The 17,625-nt window shown below is 73.8% G+C and carries 17 protein-coding genes; 4 read left to right on the plus strand and 13 right to left on the minus strand.

Annotation, left to right across the window (positions count from 1 at the left end; genetic code table 11):
- Positions 1-148: 148 nt before the first annotated feature.
- The 12 genes from EV189_RS09630 to EV189_RS09690 form a co-directional block, all read right to left on the minus strand.
- Positions 149-1,579, minus strand: coding sequence for a GH1 family beta-glucosidase (locus tag EV189_RS09630; RefSeq protein WP_231116228.1), 1,431 nt, complete (start codon positions 1,577-1,579; stop codon positions 149-151).
- Between the two features lie 23 nt (positions 1,580-1,602).
- Positions 1,603-2,502, minus strand: a complete 900-nt coding sequence (locus EV189_RS09635) for a carbohydrate ABC transporter permease (protein WP_130492663.1) — start codon at positions 2,500-2,502, stop codon at positions 1,603-1,605.
- A complete protein-coding gene (locus EV189_RS09640; protein WP_130492664.1) occupies positions 2,499-3,479 on the minus strand; it encodes a carbohydrate ABC transporter permease in 981 nt (326 codons plus the stop codon). Before EV189_RS09640 ends, EV189_RS09635 begins: the two co-directional genes overlap by 4 nt.
- An 87-nt stretch (positions 3,480-3,566) precedes the next feature.
- Positions 3,567-4,955, minus strand: coding sequence for an ABC transporter substrate-binding protein (locus EV189_RS09645; RefSeq protein WP_130492665.1), 1,389 nt, complete (start codon positions 4,953-4,955; stop codon positions 3,567-3,569).
- Positions 4,956-5,140: 185 nt separating this feature from the next.
- Positions 5,141-6,139 (minus strand): DNA-3-methyladenine glycosylase family protein, encoded by a 999-nt coding sequence (locus tag EV189_RS09650; protein WP_231116229.1) that lies wholly within the window; start codon positions 6,137-6,139, stop codon positions 5,141-5,143.
- A gap of 48 nt (positions 6,140-6,187) precedes the next feature.
- Positions 6,188-7,438 carry a glycosyltransferase gene (locus EV189_RS09655; RefSeq protein WP_130492666.1) on the minus strand — a complete coding sequence of 417 codons (1,251 nt, stop codon included), beginning with the start codon at positions 7,436-7,438 and terminating at the stop codon, positions 6,188-6,190.
- A gap of 64 nt (positions 7,439-7,502) precedes the next feature.
- Complete coding sequence (locus tag EV189_RS09660; protein ID WP_165400257.1) at positions 7,503-9,020, minus strand: sensor histidine kinase; 1,518 nt, start codon at positions 9,018-9,020, stop codon at positions 7,503-7,505.
- Positions 9,021-9,034: 14 nt separating this feature from the next.
- Positions 9,035-9,808, minus strand: coding sequence for a response regulator transcription factor (locus EV189_RS09665; RefSeq protein ID WP_130492668.1), 774 nt, complete (start codon positions 9,806-9,808; stop codon positions 9,035-9,037).
- 88 nt (positions 9,809-9,896) lie between these two features.
- Positions 9,897-10,973, minus strand: coding sequence for a mannose-1-phosphate guanylyltransferase (manB, locus tag EV189_RS09670; protein WP_130492669.1), 1,077 nt, complete (start codon positions 10,971-10,973; stop codon positions 9,897-9,899).
- Positions 10,974-10,996: 23 nt separating this feature from the next.
- Positions 10,997-11,932 (minus strand): lysylphosphatidylglycerol synthase domain-containing protein, encoded by a 936-nt coding sequence (locus EV189_RS09675; protein ID WP_231116230.1) that lies wholly within the window; start codon positions 11,930-11,932, stop codon positions 10,997-10,999.
- Between the two features lie 16 nt (positions 11,933-11,948).
- The gene (locus EV189_RS09680) at positions 11,949-12,371 is read right to left on the minus strand and encodes a DUF6328 family protein (RefSeq protein ID WP_231116231.1); all 423 of its coding nucleotides are present in this window, start codon (positions 12,369-12,371) and stop codon (positions 11,949-11,951) included.
- Between the two features lie 187 nt (positions 12,372-12,558).
- A complete protein-coding gene (locus EV189_RS09690) occupies positions 12,559-13,188 on the minus strand; it encodes a Rho termination factor N-terminal domain-containing protein (RefSeq protein WP_130492670.1) in 630 nt (209 codons plus the stop codon).
- Positions 13,189-13,309: 121 nt separating this feature from the next.
- Here EV189_RS09690 and EV189_RS09695 point away from each other — a divergent pair, with 121 nt between their 5' ends.
- The 4 genes from EV189_RS09695 to EV189_RS09710 all read left to right on the plus strand — a co-directional run bounded on the left by EV189_RS09695 (position 13,310) and on the right by EV189_RS09710 (position 16,544).
- The gene (locus EV189_RS09695) at positions 13,310-14,341 is read left to right on the plus strand and encodes a glycoside hydrolase family 25 domain-containing protein (protein ID WP_130492671.1); all 1,032 of its coding nucleotides are present in this window, start codon (positions 13,310-13,312) and stop codon (positions 14,339-14,341) included.
- Positions 14,342-15,451, plus strand: coding sequence for a glycosyltransferase (locus EV189_RS09700; protein ID WP_130492672.1), 1,110 nt, complete (start codon positions 14,342-14,344; stop codon positions 15,449-15,451). It abuts the gene before it with no gap.
- Positions 15,448-16,185, plus strand: a complete 738-nt coding sequence (locus tag EV189_RS09705) for a class I SAM-dependent methyltransferase (protein ID WP_130492673.1) — start codon at positions 15,448-15,450, stop codon at positions 16,183-16,185. The genes EV189_RS09700 and EV189_RS09705 overlap by 4 nt, the downstream gene beginning before the upstream one ends.
- A gap of 170 nt (positions 16,186-16,355) precedes the next feature.
- The gene (locus tag EV189_RS09710) at positions 16,356-16,544 is read left to right on the plus strand and encodes a hypothetical protein (RefSeq protein WP_130492674.1); all 189 of its coding nucleotides are present in this window, start codon (positions 16,356-16,358) and stop codon (positions 16,542-16,544) included.
- 162 nt (positions 16,545-16,706) lie between these two features.
- On the opposite strand, the gene EV189_RS09715 is transcribed toward EV189_RS09710, so the two are convergent.
- Positions 16,707-17,621 carry a glycosyltransferase family 2 protein gene (locus EV189_RS09715; protein ID WP_130492675.1) on the minus strand — a complete coding sequence of 305 codons (915 nt, stop codon included), beginning with the start codon at positions 17,619-17,621 and terminating at the stop codon, positions 16,707-16,709.
- Between the last annotated feature and the right edge of the window lie 4 nt (positions 17,622-17,625).

Here is a 17,625-nt window from a genome sequence, read left to right on the forward strand (position 1 = left end):
AGCCGACTGGGGGCGGACCCGTCCCCCGCCCCTTCGGAGCAGCATCGGCAGGGCACGCCGACCTGCTGATGCACCCGCTCCCCGCCTCCCCCGTACGGCGCAGCGGGTGGCCGTCGACGACGGCCACCCGCTGCGGGTCGAGCAGGACCTAGAGGACGAGCGCGTTGTCCGCGATCACCTGGCGGTAGGCCCTGCCGCTGTCCTTGAGGATGCGGCGCTGCGTGTCGTAGTCGACGTGCACGATGCCGAACCGCTTGCTGTAGCCGTAGGCCCACTCGAAGTTGTCGAGCAGCGACCACAGCATGTAGCCGCGCAGGTCGACGCCGTCGCTCAGCGCCTCGTGCGCCGCCCGCAGGTGGCGCTGGAGGTAGTCGACGCGCTGGGGGTCGTGCACCTCGCCGTCGGCCGAGACCTCGTCCTCCCAGGCGGAGCCGTTCTCCGTGATCATGAGCGGCAGGCCGGGGTAGTCCTTGGACACCCGCTGGAGCAGGTCGTAGAGCCCGCTCTCGTCCACCGGCCAGCCCATCGCGGTGTACGGCCCCGGCTGCTGGAGGAACTCCACGCCGCTGCAGCCCGGCCACGGGGTGCCGGTCCCGTTGCCGTGCCCGTCGAAGGCGTCCGCCGCCCGCTCCCCCTGCGCCGCACGCACGAGGGTCGGGTTGTAGTAGTTGATGCCGAGCGTCGTGACCGGCGTCTCGCGGATGAGCCCGAGGTCGCCGTCCTGCACGAAGCCCCAGTCGGTGATCGCCTCGGTGTCGGCGTAGAGGTCCGCGGGGTACTCGCCGGCCAGCATCGGGCCGAGGAAGACGCGGTTGGCCACGGCGTCGACCCGGCGGGCGGCGTCGGTGTCAGCCGGGTCCTCCGTCGCCGCGCGCACGTGGTGGAGGTTGAGCGTCACGCTGCGCTCGGCGTCACCGATGTACGGCTTGATCGCCGTCAGCGCGAGGCCGTGGGCGAGGTTGAGGTGGTGGGCCGCGCGCAGCGAGGTCTCCTCCTCGGTGCGGCCCGGGGCGTGGACGCCCGAGCCGTAGCCGAGGAACGCCGAGCACCACGGCTCGTTGAGCGTCGTCCACGTGTGCACGCGGTCGCCGAGGACCTTGGCGACCTCGACGGCGTACTCGGCGAAGCGGTACGCGGTGGCGCGGTTGCCCCAGCCGTCCGCGTCCTCGAGGCCCTGCGGGAGGTCCCAGTGGTACAGCGTGGCGATCGGCTGGATGCCCTTGCCGAGCAGCTCGTCGACGAGGCGGCTGTAGAAGTCCAGGCCGCGGCGCTCGACCGCGCCGGAGCCGGTCGGGACGATGCGGGGCCACGCCACCGAGAAGCGGTACGCGCCGACGCCGAGGTCGGCGAGGATCGCGACGTCCTCGGGGTAGCGGTGGTAGTGGTCGTCGGCGACGTCGCCGTTGTCGCCACCGAGGACCTTGCCCGGGGTGCGGCTGAAGGTGTCCCAGATGGACGGACCGCGGCCGTCCTCGTCGACGGCGCCCTCGATCTGGTAGGACGCGGTCGCCGTCCCCCACAGGAAGCCCTGCGGGAACTCGAGGCGGGTGCCCGCAGCGGGCGTGGACGGAGTGCTCATAGCGGGTTCCTTCGTCAGGGCCGTCATCCCTTGAGGGACCCCTGCATGATGCCACCAACGATCTGGCGGCCGAGCAGGGCGAAGACGACGATCACAGGGATGGTGCCGGCGACGACTCCCGCGAAGACGATCGAGTAGTCCGTGAAGTAGCCGACGCCGATGTTGTTGAGCGCGACCTGCACCGTCGGGTTGTCCGAGCTGAGGGTCACGACGGGCCAGAAGAAGTCGTTCCACGCGGCGAGGAACGTGATCATGCCGAGCACGGTCATCGCGGGTCGGACGATCGGGATGACGATCGAGAAGAAGATGCGCGAGGTGCTGGCCCCGTCGATCCAGCCGGCCTCGAGCAGCTCGGTGGGGACGGCCTGGGTGACGTACTGGCGCATGAAGAACACGCCGAAGGCCGTCACGAGCGTGGGCAGGATGACCGAGATGATGTGGTTGTTGAAGTGCAGCTTGGACATCAGCAGGTACAGCGGGATGATCCCGAGCTGCGGCGGCACCATCATCGTCGCGACCGTGAACCCGAACAGCGCGTTGTTGCCCTTGAAGCGCAGCTTCGCGAACGCGAACCCGGCCATCGTGCAGAAGAGCACGGTGCCCAGTGCGATGGAACCGCTGACGACGAGGGAGTTGAGCAGGGCCTTGCCCATGTGCCCGTCGTCCCAGGCGGTCTTGAGGTTGGTCCAGAGGTTGCCGCCGGGCACGAAGGGCGGCGGGTCCGAGCTGATGTCGGCGGAGGTGCGCGAGCCACCGACGAGCGCCCAGTAGAGCGGGTAGACCGAGACGAGCGAGACGACCGTCAGGACGACGTACGTCGGCCAGCTCGCCCGTTGGACGTCGCCCGCGCCGCTGCGGCGGTTCCGGCGGCGCGGGGACTGCGCGGCTGCGGGAGTGGTCGGCTTCTCGAGGACCGCGCTCATGCGCGTGCTCCCTTCCGGCGCAGGCCGGGGATGCGGATCCGGCCGCTGACGAGCAGCGTGTTGAGCAGGGTGACGAGGATGATGATGACGAACATCGTCCAGGCGGTCGCGGCCGCGCGGCCGAGCGAGCCGTCGGTGAAGGCCTGCTGGTACATGAGCAGGCCCATGGTCTGGTACTGGTGGCTGCTGCCGCCGAGCGGGTTCGCGTTGCCGGCGCCGGCCGAGAAGAGCAGCGGCTCGCCGAACAACTGCGTCGCGCCGATCGAGGAGACCACGACGGTGAACAGGATCGTGGGCTTCAGGCTCGGCAGCGTGACGTTGCGGAACTGCTGCCACTTGCTCGCGCCGTCGATGGCCGCGGCCTCGTAGAGGTCACCGGGGACGGCCTGCATGGCAGCGAGGTAGATGAGGGCGTTGTAGCCGGTCCAGCGCCAGATCACGATGGTGGACACCGCGATCTGCGAGGTCCAGTGCCCGGGCTCCCAGGCGACCGGGGAGATCCCGACCGTGCCGAGCAGCCAGTTGAGCAGACCGCTGTCCGTCCCGAAGATCTGCGCGAACACCAGCGCCGCGGCGGCCACCGACGTGGCGTACGGCATCAGCATGATGACGCGGAAGAACGTGCGACCACGCATCTTCATGTTGAGCAGGTGCGCGAGCCCGAGGGCGACGAGCAGCTGCGGCACCGTCGACAGGATGCCGATGGTGACGGTGTTGAGCAGGGACTTGCGGAAGTACTCGTTGCCGAAAAGCCAGGTGAAGTTGTCGAAGCCGACCCACGAGCTCCCGGACGCGGTGAGGCTCTCCCTGTGCAGGGCCACCCACGCCGTGTCGAGCAGCGGGTACAGCCCGAACGCGAAGAACAGCACGAAGAACGGCGCGATGAAGCCGTACGCCGTGATGGAGCGGTCCCAGAGGGAGAGACGCTGCCGCAGGGTGATCCGCGGGCGTCCCGGTAGTGCAGCGGAGCTCGCCATGTGCTCTCTCGATTCTGTGGTTCGCGACGAGACCTGTGGCGCTCCGGCAAGGGGTCCGGAGCGCCACAGGTCACTGGTGGTGCAGGATCAGCCGCTCAGGGCGTCCTTCGTCGTCTTCACGGCCTCGTCCCAGGCCTTCTTCGGGTCCTTGCCCTGCTGCTCGACCGACTGGATGCCGTTGTTCAGGTCGACCTGGATCACGCCGTCCTTCGCGCCGTTCGGCTGGACCGGGATGTTCGCGGCGGCGTCGGCGAAGATCTTGCCGACGGGAGCGCCACGGAAGTACGGGTCCACGACAGCGGCGACCTTCGGGTCGCTCGCGGCCTTCGCGTTGCTCGGGAAGTGGCGGCCCGGGTCGGTGAAGAGCTTCACCTGCTGCTCAGCACCGGTGACCCACTTGATGAAGTCGTAGGCCTCCTTCTGGTGCTTGCTCGCCGTCGGGATGCCGAGGAACGAGCCGCCCCAGTTGCCGCTGCCGTTGGGCTCGGGGACGATGTCCCACTTGCCGCTGGCGGCCTGCTTGCCCTGCGCCTCGATGAAGGAGACCATCCACGCGGGGCAGGCGACGGTCGCGAAGCCGCCCTTGGCGATGGCGGTCATCCACGGCGGCGAGAACTGCGCGAGCTTCGCGCTCAGCCCGGCCTCGTGGGCCTGCATCGCGTAGTCCCAGGCCTTCGCCACGGCGGGGTTCGTGTCGAACACCGGCTTGCCGCTGGCGTCGTAGAACTTCGTCGAGCCCTGGTTCGTGATGGCGTTGAACAGGCTGGAGGCGCTGTCGACGAACGGGGCCTTGGGCTTGGCGGCCTCGTACTTCTTGCCCAGCGCGATGTAGCCGTCCCAGGTGGACATCGCCTTGGCGACCGACTCGCGGTCGTCGGGGATGCCGGCGGCCTTGAACAGGTCGGCGCGGTAGCAGACCGCCTGCGGGCCGATGTCGGTGCCGAGGGCGAGCAGCTTGCCGTCGGTCGTGCTGGCCTGCTTGATCTTCCACGGGAAGTAGTCGCCCGCGACGTCCTTGGCCCCGAGCGAGTCGAGGTCCACCCACTTGTCGGCCTGGTTCTGCGTGACGTCGGCGATGCGGCCGACCTCGATGCCCTGGACGTCGGCGAGGCCCGAGCCCGAGCGGAGGTGCGTCTGCAGCGCCGGCCAGTAGTTCTGCTCCTGCGCGACCGAGCTGGCCTTGATGGTGATGTTCGGGTGCAGCTTCATGTACGCGTCGTACAGACCGCTGGTGTCGAAGTCGAAGCCGCCGAAGGTCTGCACCGTGAGCGTGACCTTCTCGCCCGAGTCGGCGGCGGCGCCGCCGCTGCTCGCCGCGGGAGCCGCGCTGGCCGCGGCGCCGCCGCTGCTGGCGGGCTGGGTGTCCGAGCTCGCGGTGCTCTTGCTGCTGCCGCCGCACGCGGCGAGCATCGAGACGGCCGCGATGGCCGTCACCGCCTGTGCCGGCCACCGGCGCAGGGTCGGGTTGAGCTGCATGTGTCCTCCTGGGAGCGTTGGCGCCTCCGGCAAGCCGTCCTGGGGCCGGGGCACCGCGCGAGAGAGCGCTCTCTGACTCTGCGGGGAGAGCGCTCTCCCGTCAAGGCTCAGAACGATAACGAATTCACTACGGTCTCGCTGAACCGGTTAGCCCGTGCGACCGGTCGCACGGTCCGCGCCGCGGATCAGATGCGGCGGAAGTCGCGTACGGCGTAGCGCGGGGCGCGTCGCGGCCGCGGCGGGACGAGCCCGCCACCGAGGGCCAGCTCGACCATCCGCACCGCGCGGTAGCGGGCGCCGCGGTACGGCTCGAGCAGCTCGAGCATGCGCGCGTCGTCCGCCCACGGCTCCGCGGCCAGGGCCCAGCCGACGAGCCCCGGCAGGTGCAGGTCGCCGACCGAGACGTGGTCGGCGGAGCCGTGGGCGCGCTGCAGCACCTCGGCCGCGGTCCACGGGCCGATGCCGGGGAGGCTGCACAGGACGGCCGCCGCCTCGTCGGCCGGGAGCGCCAGCGTGCGCTCCAGGGCCGGCGCCACCGCGCAGGAGCGGACGATCGTCGCGGCCCGCTTGTCATCGACGCCCGCCTGGTGCCAGGTCCACGAGGGCACGCGGCACCAGTCGCGGGCCGCGGGCGGCGCCCACATGGGCACGGGGGTGGGGCCGGGAGCCGGGACGCCGTACGCGCGGACGAGGTCGCGCCAGGCGCGCCGCGCCTCGGTCGAGGTGACCTTCTGCTCGAGCACCGCCGGCACGAGCGCCTCCACCACGCACCCGGTGCGCGGCACCCGCCACCCCCGGTGCCGGCGCACCGACTCGGCGAGCACCGGGTGGGACGGCGCGAACCCCGCCGAGGCGTCGCTGGCGCCGAGCAGGTCGGGCACGCGGGCGACCGCCTCCTCCGCGCCCGGCCCCCACGCCTGCGCGGTCACGACGGTGCCGCTGGCCAGGTGCTCCGCGGCCAGCCGGAGGGAGGCGACGCCCGAGGGGAGCAGGGAGGCGCGCCAGACCGCCGGGAGCCCGCCGCCGACGGCGGGCTCCACCGCGTACGCCGGGTCACCGCCGCCGCGCCGCAGCGGCCCGAGCACCGCGCGCAGGTCGAGCAGGTGACCGGGGTCGTGCACGCCCGTCGCGTCCGGCCGCGCGCCCGACGTCGCCAGGGGCGCGGTGCGGGGCTGTGGGGTCACGCCTCCATGGTGACCGACGCACGGCCCGGGTGCGGCCAGCGGCTCGGTTCAGCCCCGCCGCCCCCGGAAGACCCAGACCCGGAGCAGGACGAACCGCAGGACCGTCGCAGCGAGGTTCGCGAGCACGAGCACGGCGACCTCGACCCCCCGGCTCGTCGTGCCCGCAGCGGCGAGGGCGGCGAGCGAGCCGCTGGTGAGCGCGAGCCCGAGGGCGAAGACCACCAGCCCCTGCGCCTGCTGGCGCAGCGCGCCCTCGCTGCTGACGACGCCGAAGGTGAGCCGGCGGTTCGCGGCGGTGTTCGCCACCGCCGTCACGAGCAGCGCGAGCAGGTTGGCGGCCTGGGCGCCGAGTCTGCCGCGCAGCCCGGCGTACAGCAGCACGTAGGCCAGCGTGCTCAGCACGCCGATCCCGCCGAAGCGGATCAGCTGCGCCGCCATGCCGCGGGGGACGCCGGGGACGCTGGAGGGGCCCGCGTCGAGCGGCCCCCGCCCGAGCTCGGAGCGCAGCCGTGCCAGCGGCAGCGACCCAGTCGCGAGCGCCCGCGACAGCCGCGCCACTCCCTTGAGGTCGGCGACGGCGGTGGCGACGATGTCGACCCGGCTGTCGGGGTCGTCGACCCAGTCGACCGGCACCTCGTGGATCCGCAGGCCCGCCCGCTGGGCGAGCACGAGCAGCTCGGTGTCGAAGAACCAGCCCGGGTCCTCGACGAGCGGCAGCAGGCGCTGTGCGACGTCGCGGCGCACGGCCTTGAACCCGCACTGGGCGTCACTGAAGCGCACGGCGAGCGTGCGGCGCAGGATCGTGTTGTAGCAGCGCGAGACCACCTCCCGCTTCGCTCCCCGCACCACCCGCGACGAGCGCGACAGCCGCGTGCCGATCGCCACGTCGCTGTGGCCGCTGACGAGCGGGGCGACGAGCGGGAGCAGGGCCCGCAGGTCGGTCGAGAGGTCGACGTCCATGTAGGCCAGGACCTGGGCCTCGGACTCCGACCAGACGGCCTTGAGCGCCCGCCCCCGGCCCTTCTCCTCCAGCCGCTGCACCCGGACCTCGGGGTACGCCGCGGCGAGCGCCGCCGCCACGAGCGGCGTCCCGTCCGTGCTGGCGTTGTCCGCGACCGTGATGCGGAAGCTGAACGGCAGCTCGGCGCGGAGGTACGCGTGGAGCCGCTCGATGCACGGCCCCAGGTCGCGCTCCTCGTCGAAGACGGGGATGACGACGTCGAGGACGAGGAGGGACTGCCGCGGCGCGGGGGGCGCGTCGCGCAGCGAGGTGGCGGGGAGCTCGAGGGCGGTGTCCATGGCTCGAGGTTCGGGCCCGGTGCTGTCGCACCCGTGTGCCGGCGCTGTGCCGTCCCTGTGAGCGTCAGGAGGCGGTGCGCTGGGGCTGCTCGGAGGCCCGGCGGGCCGGCTCGAGCAGCGCGTCGACCGGGCGGTCCGCCGACGGCGTCAGCGGCAGCCGCACGGTGAAGCGCGTACGTCCGGGCACCGAGCCCACCCCGACCGCTCCCCCGTGCGCGGTGACGATCGCGGCGACGATGGCGAGCCCGAGCCCCGTGCTGCCGGCGCCCCGCGAGCGGGAGGAGTCCCCGCGGGCGAAGCGCTCGAAGACGTCGGGCAGCAGGTCGGGCGGGATGCCCGGCCCGTCGTCGCTGACGGTGACGACGCACGTCCCGTCCTCCCGGCGCAGCGCCACCTCCACCGCCGTGCCGGGAGGCGTGTGCGTCCGGGCGTTGCTCAGCAGGTTGGCGACCACCTGGTGCAGCCGACCCGCGTCGCCGACGACCTCGACCGGCTCGTCGGGCAGGTCGAGCTCCCAGCGGTGGTCCTGCGAGACCGCGTGCGCGTCGCTGACCGCGTCCACGACCACCGAGGTGAGGTCCACGGGCTCGGCCGCCAGCGGGCGCCCCGAGTCGAGGCGCGCCAGCAGCAGGAGGTCCTCGACGAGCGAGGTCATCCGGGCCGCCTCCGACTCCACCCGCGTCATCGCGTACGCCGTGTCCTCCGGCAGCGTCGCCCGGTGCCGGCGGGTCAGCTCGGCGTAGCCCCGGATCGCGGCGAGCGGCGTGCGCAGCTCGTGGCTGGCGTCGGCGACGAACTGCCGCACCCGCATCTCGCTGGCGTGCCGGGCGTTGAGCGCGCTGTCCATCGAGACCAGCAGGCGGTTCAGCGCGGAGCCCACCTGCCCGGCCTCCGTGCGCGGGTCGGCGTCGCGCGCCGGGACGAGCTCGCCCAGCGCCACCTCGCCGCGCTCGAGGGGCATCTCGCTGACGCGCGCGGCCACGCCGGCGACGCGCTGCAGCGGGGCGAGGGCGCGGCGCAGCAGGGCGGCGCCCCCGAGGACGACGAGCAGCACGGTGCCGAGCGAGACCAGCAGGATGTCCAGGGCGACCTGGTGCACCTGGCGGGTCACCTCGGCCAGCGGGTAGCCGATCACGCGGACGACGCCCGTCGAGGGGGTGCCGAACGCGACCAGCCGGTAGTCACCGAGGCCGGGCACCGAGCGGGTGACCGGCCGGCGCTCGTCGGTCGCGGGGACGCTGAGGAAGACCGAGGTGCGCGTCAGCGCTGTCCCCGAGGAGCCGAACGACGACCCTGCCGGGAACACCCGCGCGTCCTCGACGGTGCCGTCGGAGATGCAGGCGAACACGGAGTTCGGGCGCGACGGGACCCGGACCGTGCCGCACCCCGGGTCGGCGCCCGGCGGTGGCACCTCGTGGCGCTGCCCTCCGCCGCCGGGCTGGGCGGTGAGCTGGCGGTCGAGGTTGCCGCGCAGCGAGTGGTCGATGGCGACCAGCGCGAGGCTGCCGACGAGCAGGCACGCGAGCGACGTGACGACCGCCAGCAGGAGCAGCAGGCGGGTGCGCAGCGAGCGCCCGGGCAGCCTCACGAGCAGCCTCAGGCGCCGGCGTCGACGGCGGGCTTGAGCACGTACCCCGCGCCGCGCACGGTGTGGATCATGGGCTCGCGGCCAGCGTCGATCTTCTTGCGCAGGTAGGAGATGTAGAGCTCAACCACGTTGGCCTGGCCACCGAAGTCGTAGTTCCAGACGCGGTCGAGGATCTGGGCCTTGCTCAGCACCCGGCGGGGGTTGCGCATGAGGTAGCGCAGCAGCTCGAACTCCGTCGCGGTCAGCGCCACGGAGTCGCCGCCGCGCCGCACCTCGCGGCTGTCCTCGTCCATGGTGAGGTCGCCGACCACCAGCAGCGGGCTCTCGGCCGCCACGCTCACCCCCGAGCGGCGCATGAGGCCGCGCAGCCGGGCGACGACCTCCTCGATGCTGAACGGCTTGGTGACGTAGTCGTCCCCGCCCGCGGTCAGCCCGGCGACCCGGTCCTCGACGGCGTCCTTGGCGGTGAGGAAGAGCACCGGCAGGCGCGGCGCCTCGGCGCGCAGCCGGCGCAGCACCTCGAGCCCGTCGATGTCGGGCAGCATCCAGTCGAGCACGACCGCGTCGGGCTGCTCGGCGCGGGCCACGCGCACCGCCGTCAGCCCGTCCGGCGCCGAGCGCACGTCCCAGCCCTCGTAGCGCAAGGCCATGGAGAGCAGCTCGGACAGGGTCGGCTCGTCGTCGACGACGAGGACGCGCACCGGGGAGCCGTCCGGCCGGCGGAGGTCCTCGGTGGCGGAGGGGTCGTTGGCACCGCTGCGCAGCCCGGTCGCGATCGTCATGCCACCACCCTCGGCCGTCCACGTGGGGACCCGCTGTCAGCCGGCTGTGAGGAGCCTGTGACTGCTGCCGGGCCGCCGGGCCGGCGGCTCAGCCCGCGTCGCTGCTGAAGCGCACCGAGCCCTCGGCCAGCTCGGCGCCGGCCCAGACGCGCACGCCGGTGAGCAGCTCGTTGCGGGCGCCGATGCGCGCCGCCTCGCCGACGACGACGCCCTCGAGCACGGCCCCGGCGCCGATGGAGGCACCTGCCCCGACGACCGAGTCGCGGACGACGGCGCCCTCCTCGACGACCGCGCCGTCGAGCAGGACGCTGCCCTCGACGACGGCCCCGCGGCCGACCACCGCGCCGGCGCCCACGGTCGTGCCGCCGCTCACCTTGGCGTCGATCGCCACCTCGCCGCCGGGGAGCACGAGCTTCTCCCCGGTCGGCCCGGGCACGGCCGTCGAGGCGATGCGGCCCGTCACGAGGTCGCGCGAGCCCTGGACGAACGCCGCGGGCGTGCCCAGGTCGAGCCAGTACGCGCTGTCGACGTGCCCGAGCACGAGCGCGCCGCTCGAGAGCAGCCCGGGGAACGTCTCCCGCTCCACCGAGACGGGGCGGCCCTCCGGGATCCCGTCGATGACGGAGCGCTTGAACACGTAGCAGCCGGCGTTGATCCGGTTGGTGGGCGGGTCGGGCGTCTTCTCGAGGAACGCCTCGACCCGGCCGCTCTCGTCGGTCACCACGCAGCCGAAGGCGCGGGGGTCGTCCACCTCGACCAGGTGGAGGGTGACGTCGGCGCCGCGCTCCTGGTGGGCGGCGACCTGGGCGGCGATGTCGTGCCCGGAGAGCACGTCGCCGTTGAAGATGACGACCGGCTCGTCAGGGGCGCTGCGCAGCTTGTCGGCGACGTTGCGGATGCCACCGCCGGTGCCGAGCGGCTCGGTCTCCGTGACGTAGTCGATCTCCAGGCCGAGCTCGGCGCCGTCGCCGAAGTGCGCGGAGAACGTCTCCGCGCGGTACGACGTCGCGAGCACGACGTGCGTCACCCCGGCGTCGCGCAGCCGCGCGAGCTGGTGGGTGAGGAACGGCACGCCCGCCGTCGGGATCATGGGCTTGGCGCAGTTCAGCGTCAGGGGGCGCAGCCGCGTCCCCTTGCCGCCGACGAGCAGGATGGCCTCGGACATGGAGGAACCCTAGCGGGTGATCGTTACCGCTCCGTGACCGAACGGCGGCGCCCGGCCTGCCACGCGGCGACGGCCGCCCCCGCGGTGAGCACGTCCCCGAGGGTCATGAGCAGCCGTGCCACGACCGAGACGGCGAGCGCCTCGGAGCGCTGCAGGACCGGTGCGAGCACGGCGACCAGCACGACCTCGCGGGGCCCGGCGCCAGCGGGGGCGAGGACGACGAGGAACCCCACCGACCAGGCTGCGGCGAAGCCGCCGACCGCGAGGGGCAGCGCGCGCCCGGGGGGCGCCCCCAGCGAGGAGGCGAGCAGCTCGACCATGACGCCGAAGGCCACCCAGGAGACGAGCGACCAGAGGGCCGCGGCGAGGACCCCGCGCCCGGAGAGGTCGTGCTCGGGGGCGGGCCGGCGCGCGAGCGCGACCACTCGGCGCACGAGCGGGTTGAGCAGGCGGGGGTGCAGCAGGGCGAGGAGCAGGGGCGCGGCGAGCACGAGCCAGCGGTAGGCCACGGGCACCCCGCTGGCGAACAGCAGCGCGACCCCGCCCACGAGCAGCCCGATGCCGAGGTATATGAGGATCGTCAGCGTGATGGCGGTGGCGCTGCGCTGGCGGGGCACGCCGGCGTCGCGGCCCATCTCCATCTGCGCGACGACCGGCCACAGCGAGCCCGGGATGTACTTGCCGAGCTGCCCGACGAAGAAGATGCGGGCGGCGACCACGACGGGCAGGGGCGAGCCGAGGTCGGCGAGCAGCGCGCGGTACGCCAACATGCTGGCGACGAGCCCGACGAGGACCGCGGCCAGCCCCCCGCCGAGGGCACCCGCGGAGAGCTCGCGCAGGGCGCGGGAGAGGTCGTGCCGGCTCTTCCACAGCGCGGTGGCGAAGCCGACGAGCACGGCGACGACGAACGCCCACCGCACCTGCGGCGAGCCGAGCGCGCGCAGGAGCCTCCGGACCACCGGGGCAGAGTAGCGGTCAGGTCAGCGCGCCCGGCGCGGCGTCGAGCGCGGCCTCGTCGAGCGGGACGTGGGCGTGCTGCGCACGGGCGGCGAGGGGCAGGGCGTACCAGAGCGCGGCGAACAGCAGACCCAGCCCGCCGGCCAGCGCCGCCGCCCACCCGCCCAGCACGAGGCTCGCGGCGAGGCCGACCGAGCCGACCAGCGCGAGCAGCAGCAGGGCGAGCCCGACGATCGCGCAGCGGTGCGCCGTCCGCACCAGCTGTGCCGTGAGCCGGCGGCGGAAGACGAGCCGGTGGTAGCTCACCGGGGCCACGAGGAAGGCCGCGCTCGCCGCCGTGAGCGTCAGCACCACGACGTACGTCGCCTGCTGGGCGCCGCTCAGGCTGGTGAAGCGCGCGGTGAACGAGAGGCCGAGCAGGAACGCGAAGAGGATCTGCACCCCTGTCTGCGCGACGCGCAGCTCCTGGAGCAGCTCGACGAGGTGCGGTCGGTGCGCTGCGCCTCCGTCTCACCGCGCGCCAGCAGGTTCCACTCGGCGTCGTCCAGGTGCGCCTGCCAGGCGCAGTCGACGCACCCCGCGCCGCCCGGACCTGGGGCATGGTCGTGCCCCGGGCCGAGGTGGAGCATCAGCCGTCCTCGCGGTCCGGGTTCTCCAGGCGGAAGAACGTGCTCGGCCGGCCGTCCGTGTGGTCCTCCTGGTAGATGAAGTTGAGCCCGCGCTCGTCGAACGTCGCGAACCACTCGTCCCAGGAGACGTGCGTCAGCCGGTCGCCGTCGTCGCCGCCGAAGTCGAGGCGCAGCACCCCGAGCGTGTCGCCGGGACCGGTGCCCTCGACGGTGGACGGGACGCCGTCGCGCGACTCCGCCCACTGCCGGATCACCTCGTGGCTCGTGGTGACGAGGCTGCGGCCCTCGCGCTCGGGGTCGTCGTCGGGCGAGGTGATCTCCTGGGAGTACTTGAGCGACTTCGAGGAGTCGGGGCCGGTGCGCACGCGGCCGTCGTCGGGACCGCCGTCGCCGGGCTCGCCGGCGCTCCCGCCGCCCTCCCGGGCGCTCTCCTGGGCGCCGCCGTGTCCCTCGCGGACGTCGACGATCGCGTCGACGAGCTCGTCCTTGTGGAGGTCGCCGGCGCCCGGCACGCCCTCCTGCTCCGCGATCACGCGGAGGTCGGCGACCTTCTGCTTGCGCAGCTCGGTCTCGCTGACGTCCGGTGTGTCCGGCGTCTGGTTGCCGGGCTGGTCGGTCTTCGTGGCCACGTGCGCTCCCAGTGGTGTGGTGGTGTCGGTCGTCCGCTCCGTCTCCTGGGACCGCTGCCCGCTCGAACCGGGCGATAACCGCCCATACAGGGCGCCGCGCACGGGCCCCTAGGCTGGGACGGTGACCCCGCCGCTCCGTACGCTCCCCCGGCTCCTGCTGCCGCTGCTCGCCGCCGGCCTCTCGCTCGTCCCCGGCGCCGCCTCCGCGGCCGCCCCTGGTCCAGCCGCTCCCGGGGCCACCGGCGTCGACGTCAACGCCGCGCAGGCCGGGCGCGCGCTGCCGGCCAGGACGTACGGCGTGGTGTCGGTGACGGGGCTGAACTTCGGCACCCCCAACCCCGACCTCGCCCGCCAGCTGTCGTGGGCCGCGGCACGCCCGAGCGCGCTCCAGCTCTCGGTCAACGTCGCGCTGGTCGTCGGGGGGGCGTACTGGGGCAAGGGCGGCCCGCGCCGCTGCGCGGCCGGTGCGTCCTCCCCGGCGAGCACGGCCTGCGCGTACGACTACGGCTGGACGGGCGCGCAGGCAGCCGTCGCGTGGACCCGCGCGGCGGGCCTGCCGCGCACGCGCGAGGTCCAGTGGTGGATCGACGTGGAGAGCGCGTCGTCGTGGGTCGACGAGTCGCCGGCGCTCAACCGCGCGGCCGTCCAGGGCGTCCGCGACGCGCTGCGCCACAGCGGCGCCGCCTCCAGCGTCGGGATCTACACGCTCGGCAGCGAGTGGAGCACCATCGTCGGCGCGGCTCCCGACCTCGCGACGCTCCCCGTCTGGGCCAACGGCGGCGCGGGGAGCTCGCTCGCGAAGGCCCGCGCCGTCTGCAGCCGCACCTCGCCCACCGGCGGCCCGATCGTCCAGGGGCAGTCCGGCGGCCGGGACGGCAGCACCGCGCTCGACGTGGACGCGGTGTGCCCCGTCGCGGTCGCGGCTCCCGGCCGGCTCAGCCGCGCGGGGGCGCTCGCCCTCCACGGGACCGTGCTGCCCGGGACGCGGGTCACGCTGACGGTCGCGCAGCACGGCCGGCGGACCAGGGCGTACGCGACGACGGCGAGCGCCCTCGGCACCTGGCGGGTCACCGCGCGCGGGCTCTCCCCTCGGCTCGCCGCGACCGTGACCATCGCCCACGGGCGCCGCGTCGTCGCCGCCGCGGCGGGCTGAGTGCGCGTCCTGCTGTTCGGCACGTACGACGTTCGCTCGCACCCGCGGGTCGCGGTGCTCGGCCAGGGGCTGCGCCGGCACGGCCTCGACGTGCGCTCGCTCAACGCCCCGCTGGGCATCGGCACCGCGGGCCGTGTCGCCGCGCTGCAGGACGTGCGCCGGCTCCCGGCGTTCGCGGCCACCCTGCTCGCGCGCTGGCGGACCCTCGCCGCCGGCGCGCTGCGCCTCCGGCTGCGGCGGCAGGTGCCGGACGTGGTCCTCGTCGGCTACCTCGGCCACTTCGACGTGCTGCTGGCCCGGGCGCTGTTCCCCCGCACGCCGATCGTGCTGGACCACCTCATCAGCGCGGCCGGCACCGCGGTCGACCGCGGCGAGCGGGGTGCGGTGAAGCAGCGGCTGCTGCGCTCGCTCGACGCTGCGGCGCTCGCCGCCGCCGACCTCGTCGTCGTCGACACCGAGGAGCACCTGGCCGCGCTCCCCGCGCGGGCCCGCGGCAAGGGCCTCGTCGTCCTCGTGGGCGCGCCCGACGCGTGGTACGCCGAGCCGCGCCCCCGCGCCGACGGCCCGCTCCGCGTCGTCTTCTTCGGGCTGTTCACACCGCTGCAGGGAGCGCCGGTGGTCGGGGCGGCGCTCGCCCTGCTCGCCGGCGACGAGGTCGAGGCGACGCTGGTCGGCAGCGGTCAGGACCTCGAGGCGACCCGGCGCGCGGCCACAGGGGCGCGGGTCGCGTGGCGCGACTGGGTCGACGCGGACGAGCTGCCCGCCCTCGTCGCCGACCACGACGTCTGCCTCGGGATCTTCGGCACCGGCGAGAAGGCCCTGCGCGTCGTCCCCAACAAGGTGTTCCAGGGCGCGGCGGCCGGCTGCGCGGTCGTCACCTCCGCGACGCCGCCGCAGCAGCGGGTGCTCGGCGAGGCCGCGCTGCTCGTCCCGCCGGGCGACCCGGGGGCGCTGGCCGAGGCGCTGCGCGCGCTGCACCTCGACCGCGAGCGGCTCGCGGCGTACCAGGAGGCGGGGCGGCGGCTCGCCGAGACCGCGTTCCGCCCGGAGGCCGTCGTGGCCCCGCTGGCACGCGCGCTGCAGGAGCGTTGGCAGGATGGGCGCCGATGAGCGCTCCCCTGCCTCCGCTGACCGCCAACGCCTGGCTGCGCTGGGACGTCGTGTCCCGGCTGCTGCCCGACCCCCCGCTCGACGTGCTCGAGGTCGGGTGCGGGCAGGGCGCCGCGGGCGCGCGCCTCGCCGGGCTCGGCCGCTACGTCGGGCTCGAGCCGGACGCCGCGTCGTACGCCGTGGCCGTCGAGCGCGTCGGCGCTGCCGGCGGCGAGGTCCGGCACGGCTCGGTCGAGCAGCTGCGGGAGGGCGAGGAGTTCGACCTCGTCTGCGCGTTCGAGGTGCTCGAGCACATCGAGGACGACGCGGTCGCCCTCGCCTCGTGGGTGGAGCGCATCCGGCCCGGCGGCTCGCTGCTGCTCTCGGTGCCGGCGCACGCGGCGCGCTTCGCTGCGGCCGACCAGCTCGTCGGCCACTTCCGCCGCTACGACCCGCCCGCCCTGCGGCTGCTGCTGCGGCGGGCCGGTCTCGACGAGGTCGACCTCCGGCTGTACGGCGCTCCGGTCGGCTACGCGCTGGAGGCCGCGCGCAACGCCATCTCGGCCCGCAAGCTCGCCTCCGCCGGGTCGATGGAGGAGCGCTCGGGCCACAGCGGGCGCTACCTCCAGCCGCAGGAGGACTGGCAGAGCACGGCGATCCGCCTCGGGACCGTGCCGTTCCGCCTGCTGCAGCGCGCGTTCCCGGGCACGGGCCCGGGCATCGTCGTCCGCGCCCGCAAGCCCCTCGCCCCCTGACCCCGCTCCCCCGTGATCATGCAGATCCTGGGGCGCCCCACCCCCGTGATCATGCAGATCCTGGGGCGCTCCTTCCCCCGTGATCATGCACGTCGTGGGCCCAGGATCTGCATGATCACCGCGGAGGGGGAGGCGTGCGGTTCCGCCCCAGCGGGCACCCTCCTGTCACGGTGGACCCTCAGCAGCCCGAGCTCGGTCGCAACCGCAAGGGCGGGACGAGCGACAAGGCGGAGAAGATCCGCAACTCCTCCCCCAGCGCGTCCCAGGGCGGCCAGGCGCACGGGACGGACAAGGGCAACAAGGGTGGCGGCGAGGGCGGCAGCGTGCCGCCGGACCAGCAGTCGCCGTACCCCGCCTGACGACCATCTCCGTGATCATGCACGTCCTGGGGCCTCCAGGACGTGCATGATCACGAGGGTGAGGGGGCCGAGCATCTCGAGGCGACCAACCCAGGACGTGCATGATCACGGGGAGGGTGTCCCCAGGACCTGCATGATCACAGGAAGGGGTGGGCCTGGGCCTCAGTAGTCGTCGCGGCTGCGCACGATGAGGTCGGCGAGCAGGCCCATCACCGCGATGATGAGCCCGGTCACGAACAGCAGCACGGTGTTGCTGGCGAAGCGCACCGGGTGGACCACCATGTCGAACACGCCCTTGGCGACGGCCAGCCCGAGCAGGGTCAGCGCGATCGGCATGAGCACCTTGAGCGGGTTGAAGTACATCACCATCCGCAGCACCTGCAGCAGGTAGCGGTACGCGTCGCGGACGAAGCGGAACTTCGACTTCCCGGCGCGCTTGGCGTAGTCGATCGGCACGTAGCGGATGTCGTGCTGGTTGGACAGGAACGCCAGCGTGATCGTCGTGACGCAGGAGAAGCCGGGCGGCAGCAGCCGGAGGTAGGGCAGCGCCACCGAGCGGCGGAAGGCGCGCAGCCCCGAGTTGAGGTCGGGGATCCGCGAGTTGCTCAGCATCTCGGCGAACTTGCGGATGAACCACTTCGCCGGCACCCGCAGCGCCTTGTGCGAGCCCTCCTCGCTCGTGCGCGCACCGACGACCTGGTCGATCGAGGGGTCCTCGTCGAGGATCCGGACGAGCTCGGGGATCCGCTCGTTCGGGTAGGACATGTCGGCGTCGGTCCACACGACGATCTCGCCGCGCGCCTGCTGCGTCCCGATGCGGCGCACCGTGCCCGACCCGCCGTTGCGGCGGAACGGCAGCAGCCGCACCTGCGGGTAGAGCAGCAGCGCCTCCTGAAGCACGCGCAGCGTGCCGTCGGTCGAGGCGTCGTCCACGCAGAGCAGCTCGTAGGTGTAGCCGCTCGCGTCGAGGGACTTCACGATCCGCTCGATCTCGTCCATGACGTGGTCCTGCTCGTTGTAGCAGGGCAGCACGACGGTGACGTGCGGAGCGGAGACGGCGGCGGCGGGGGTGCTCATCGGA

Source organism: Motilibacter rhizosphaerae, from assembly GCF_004216915.1.
Lineage (GTDB): Bacteria > Actinomycetota > Actinomycetes > Motilibacterales > Motilibacteraceae > Motilibacter > Motilibacter rhizosphaerae.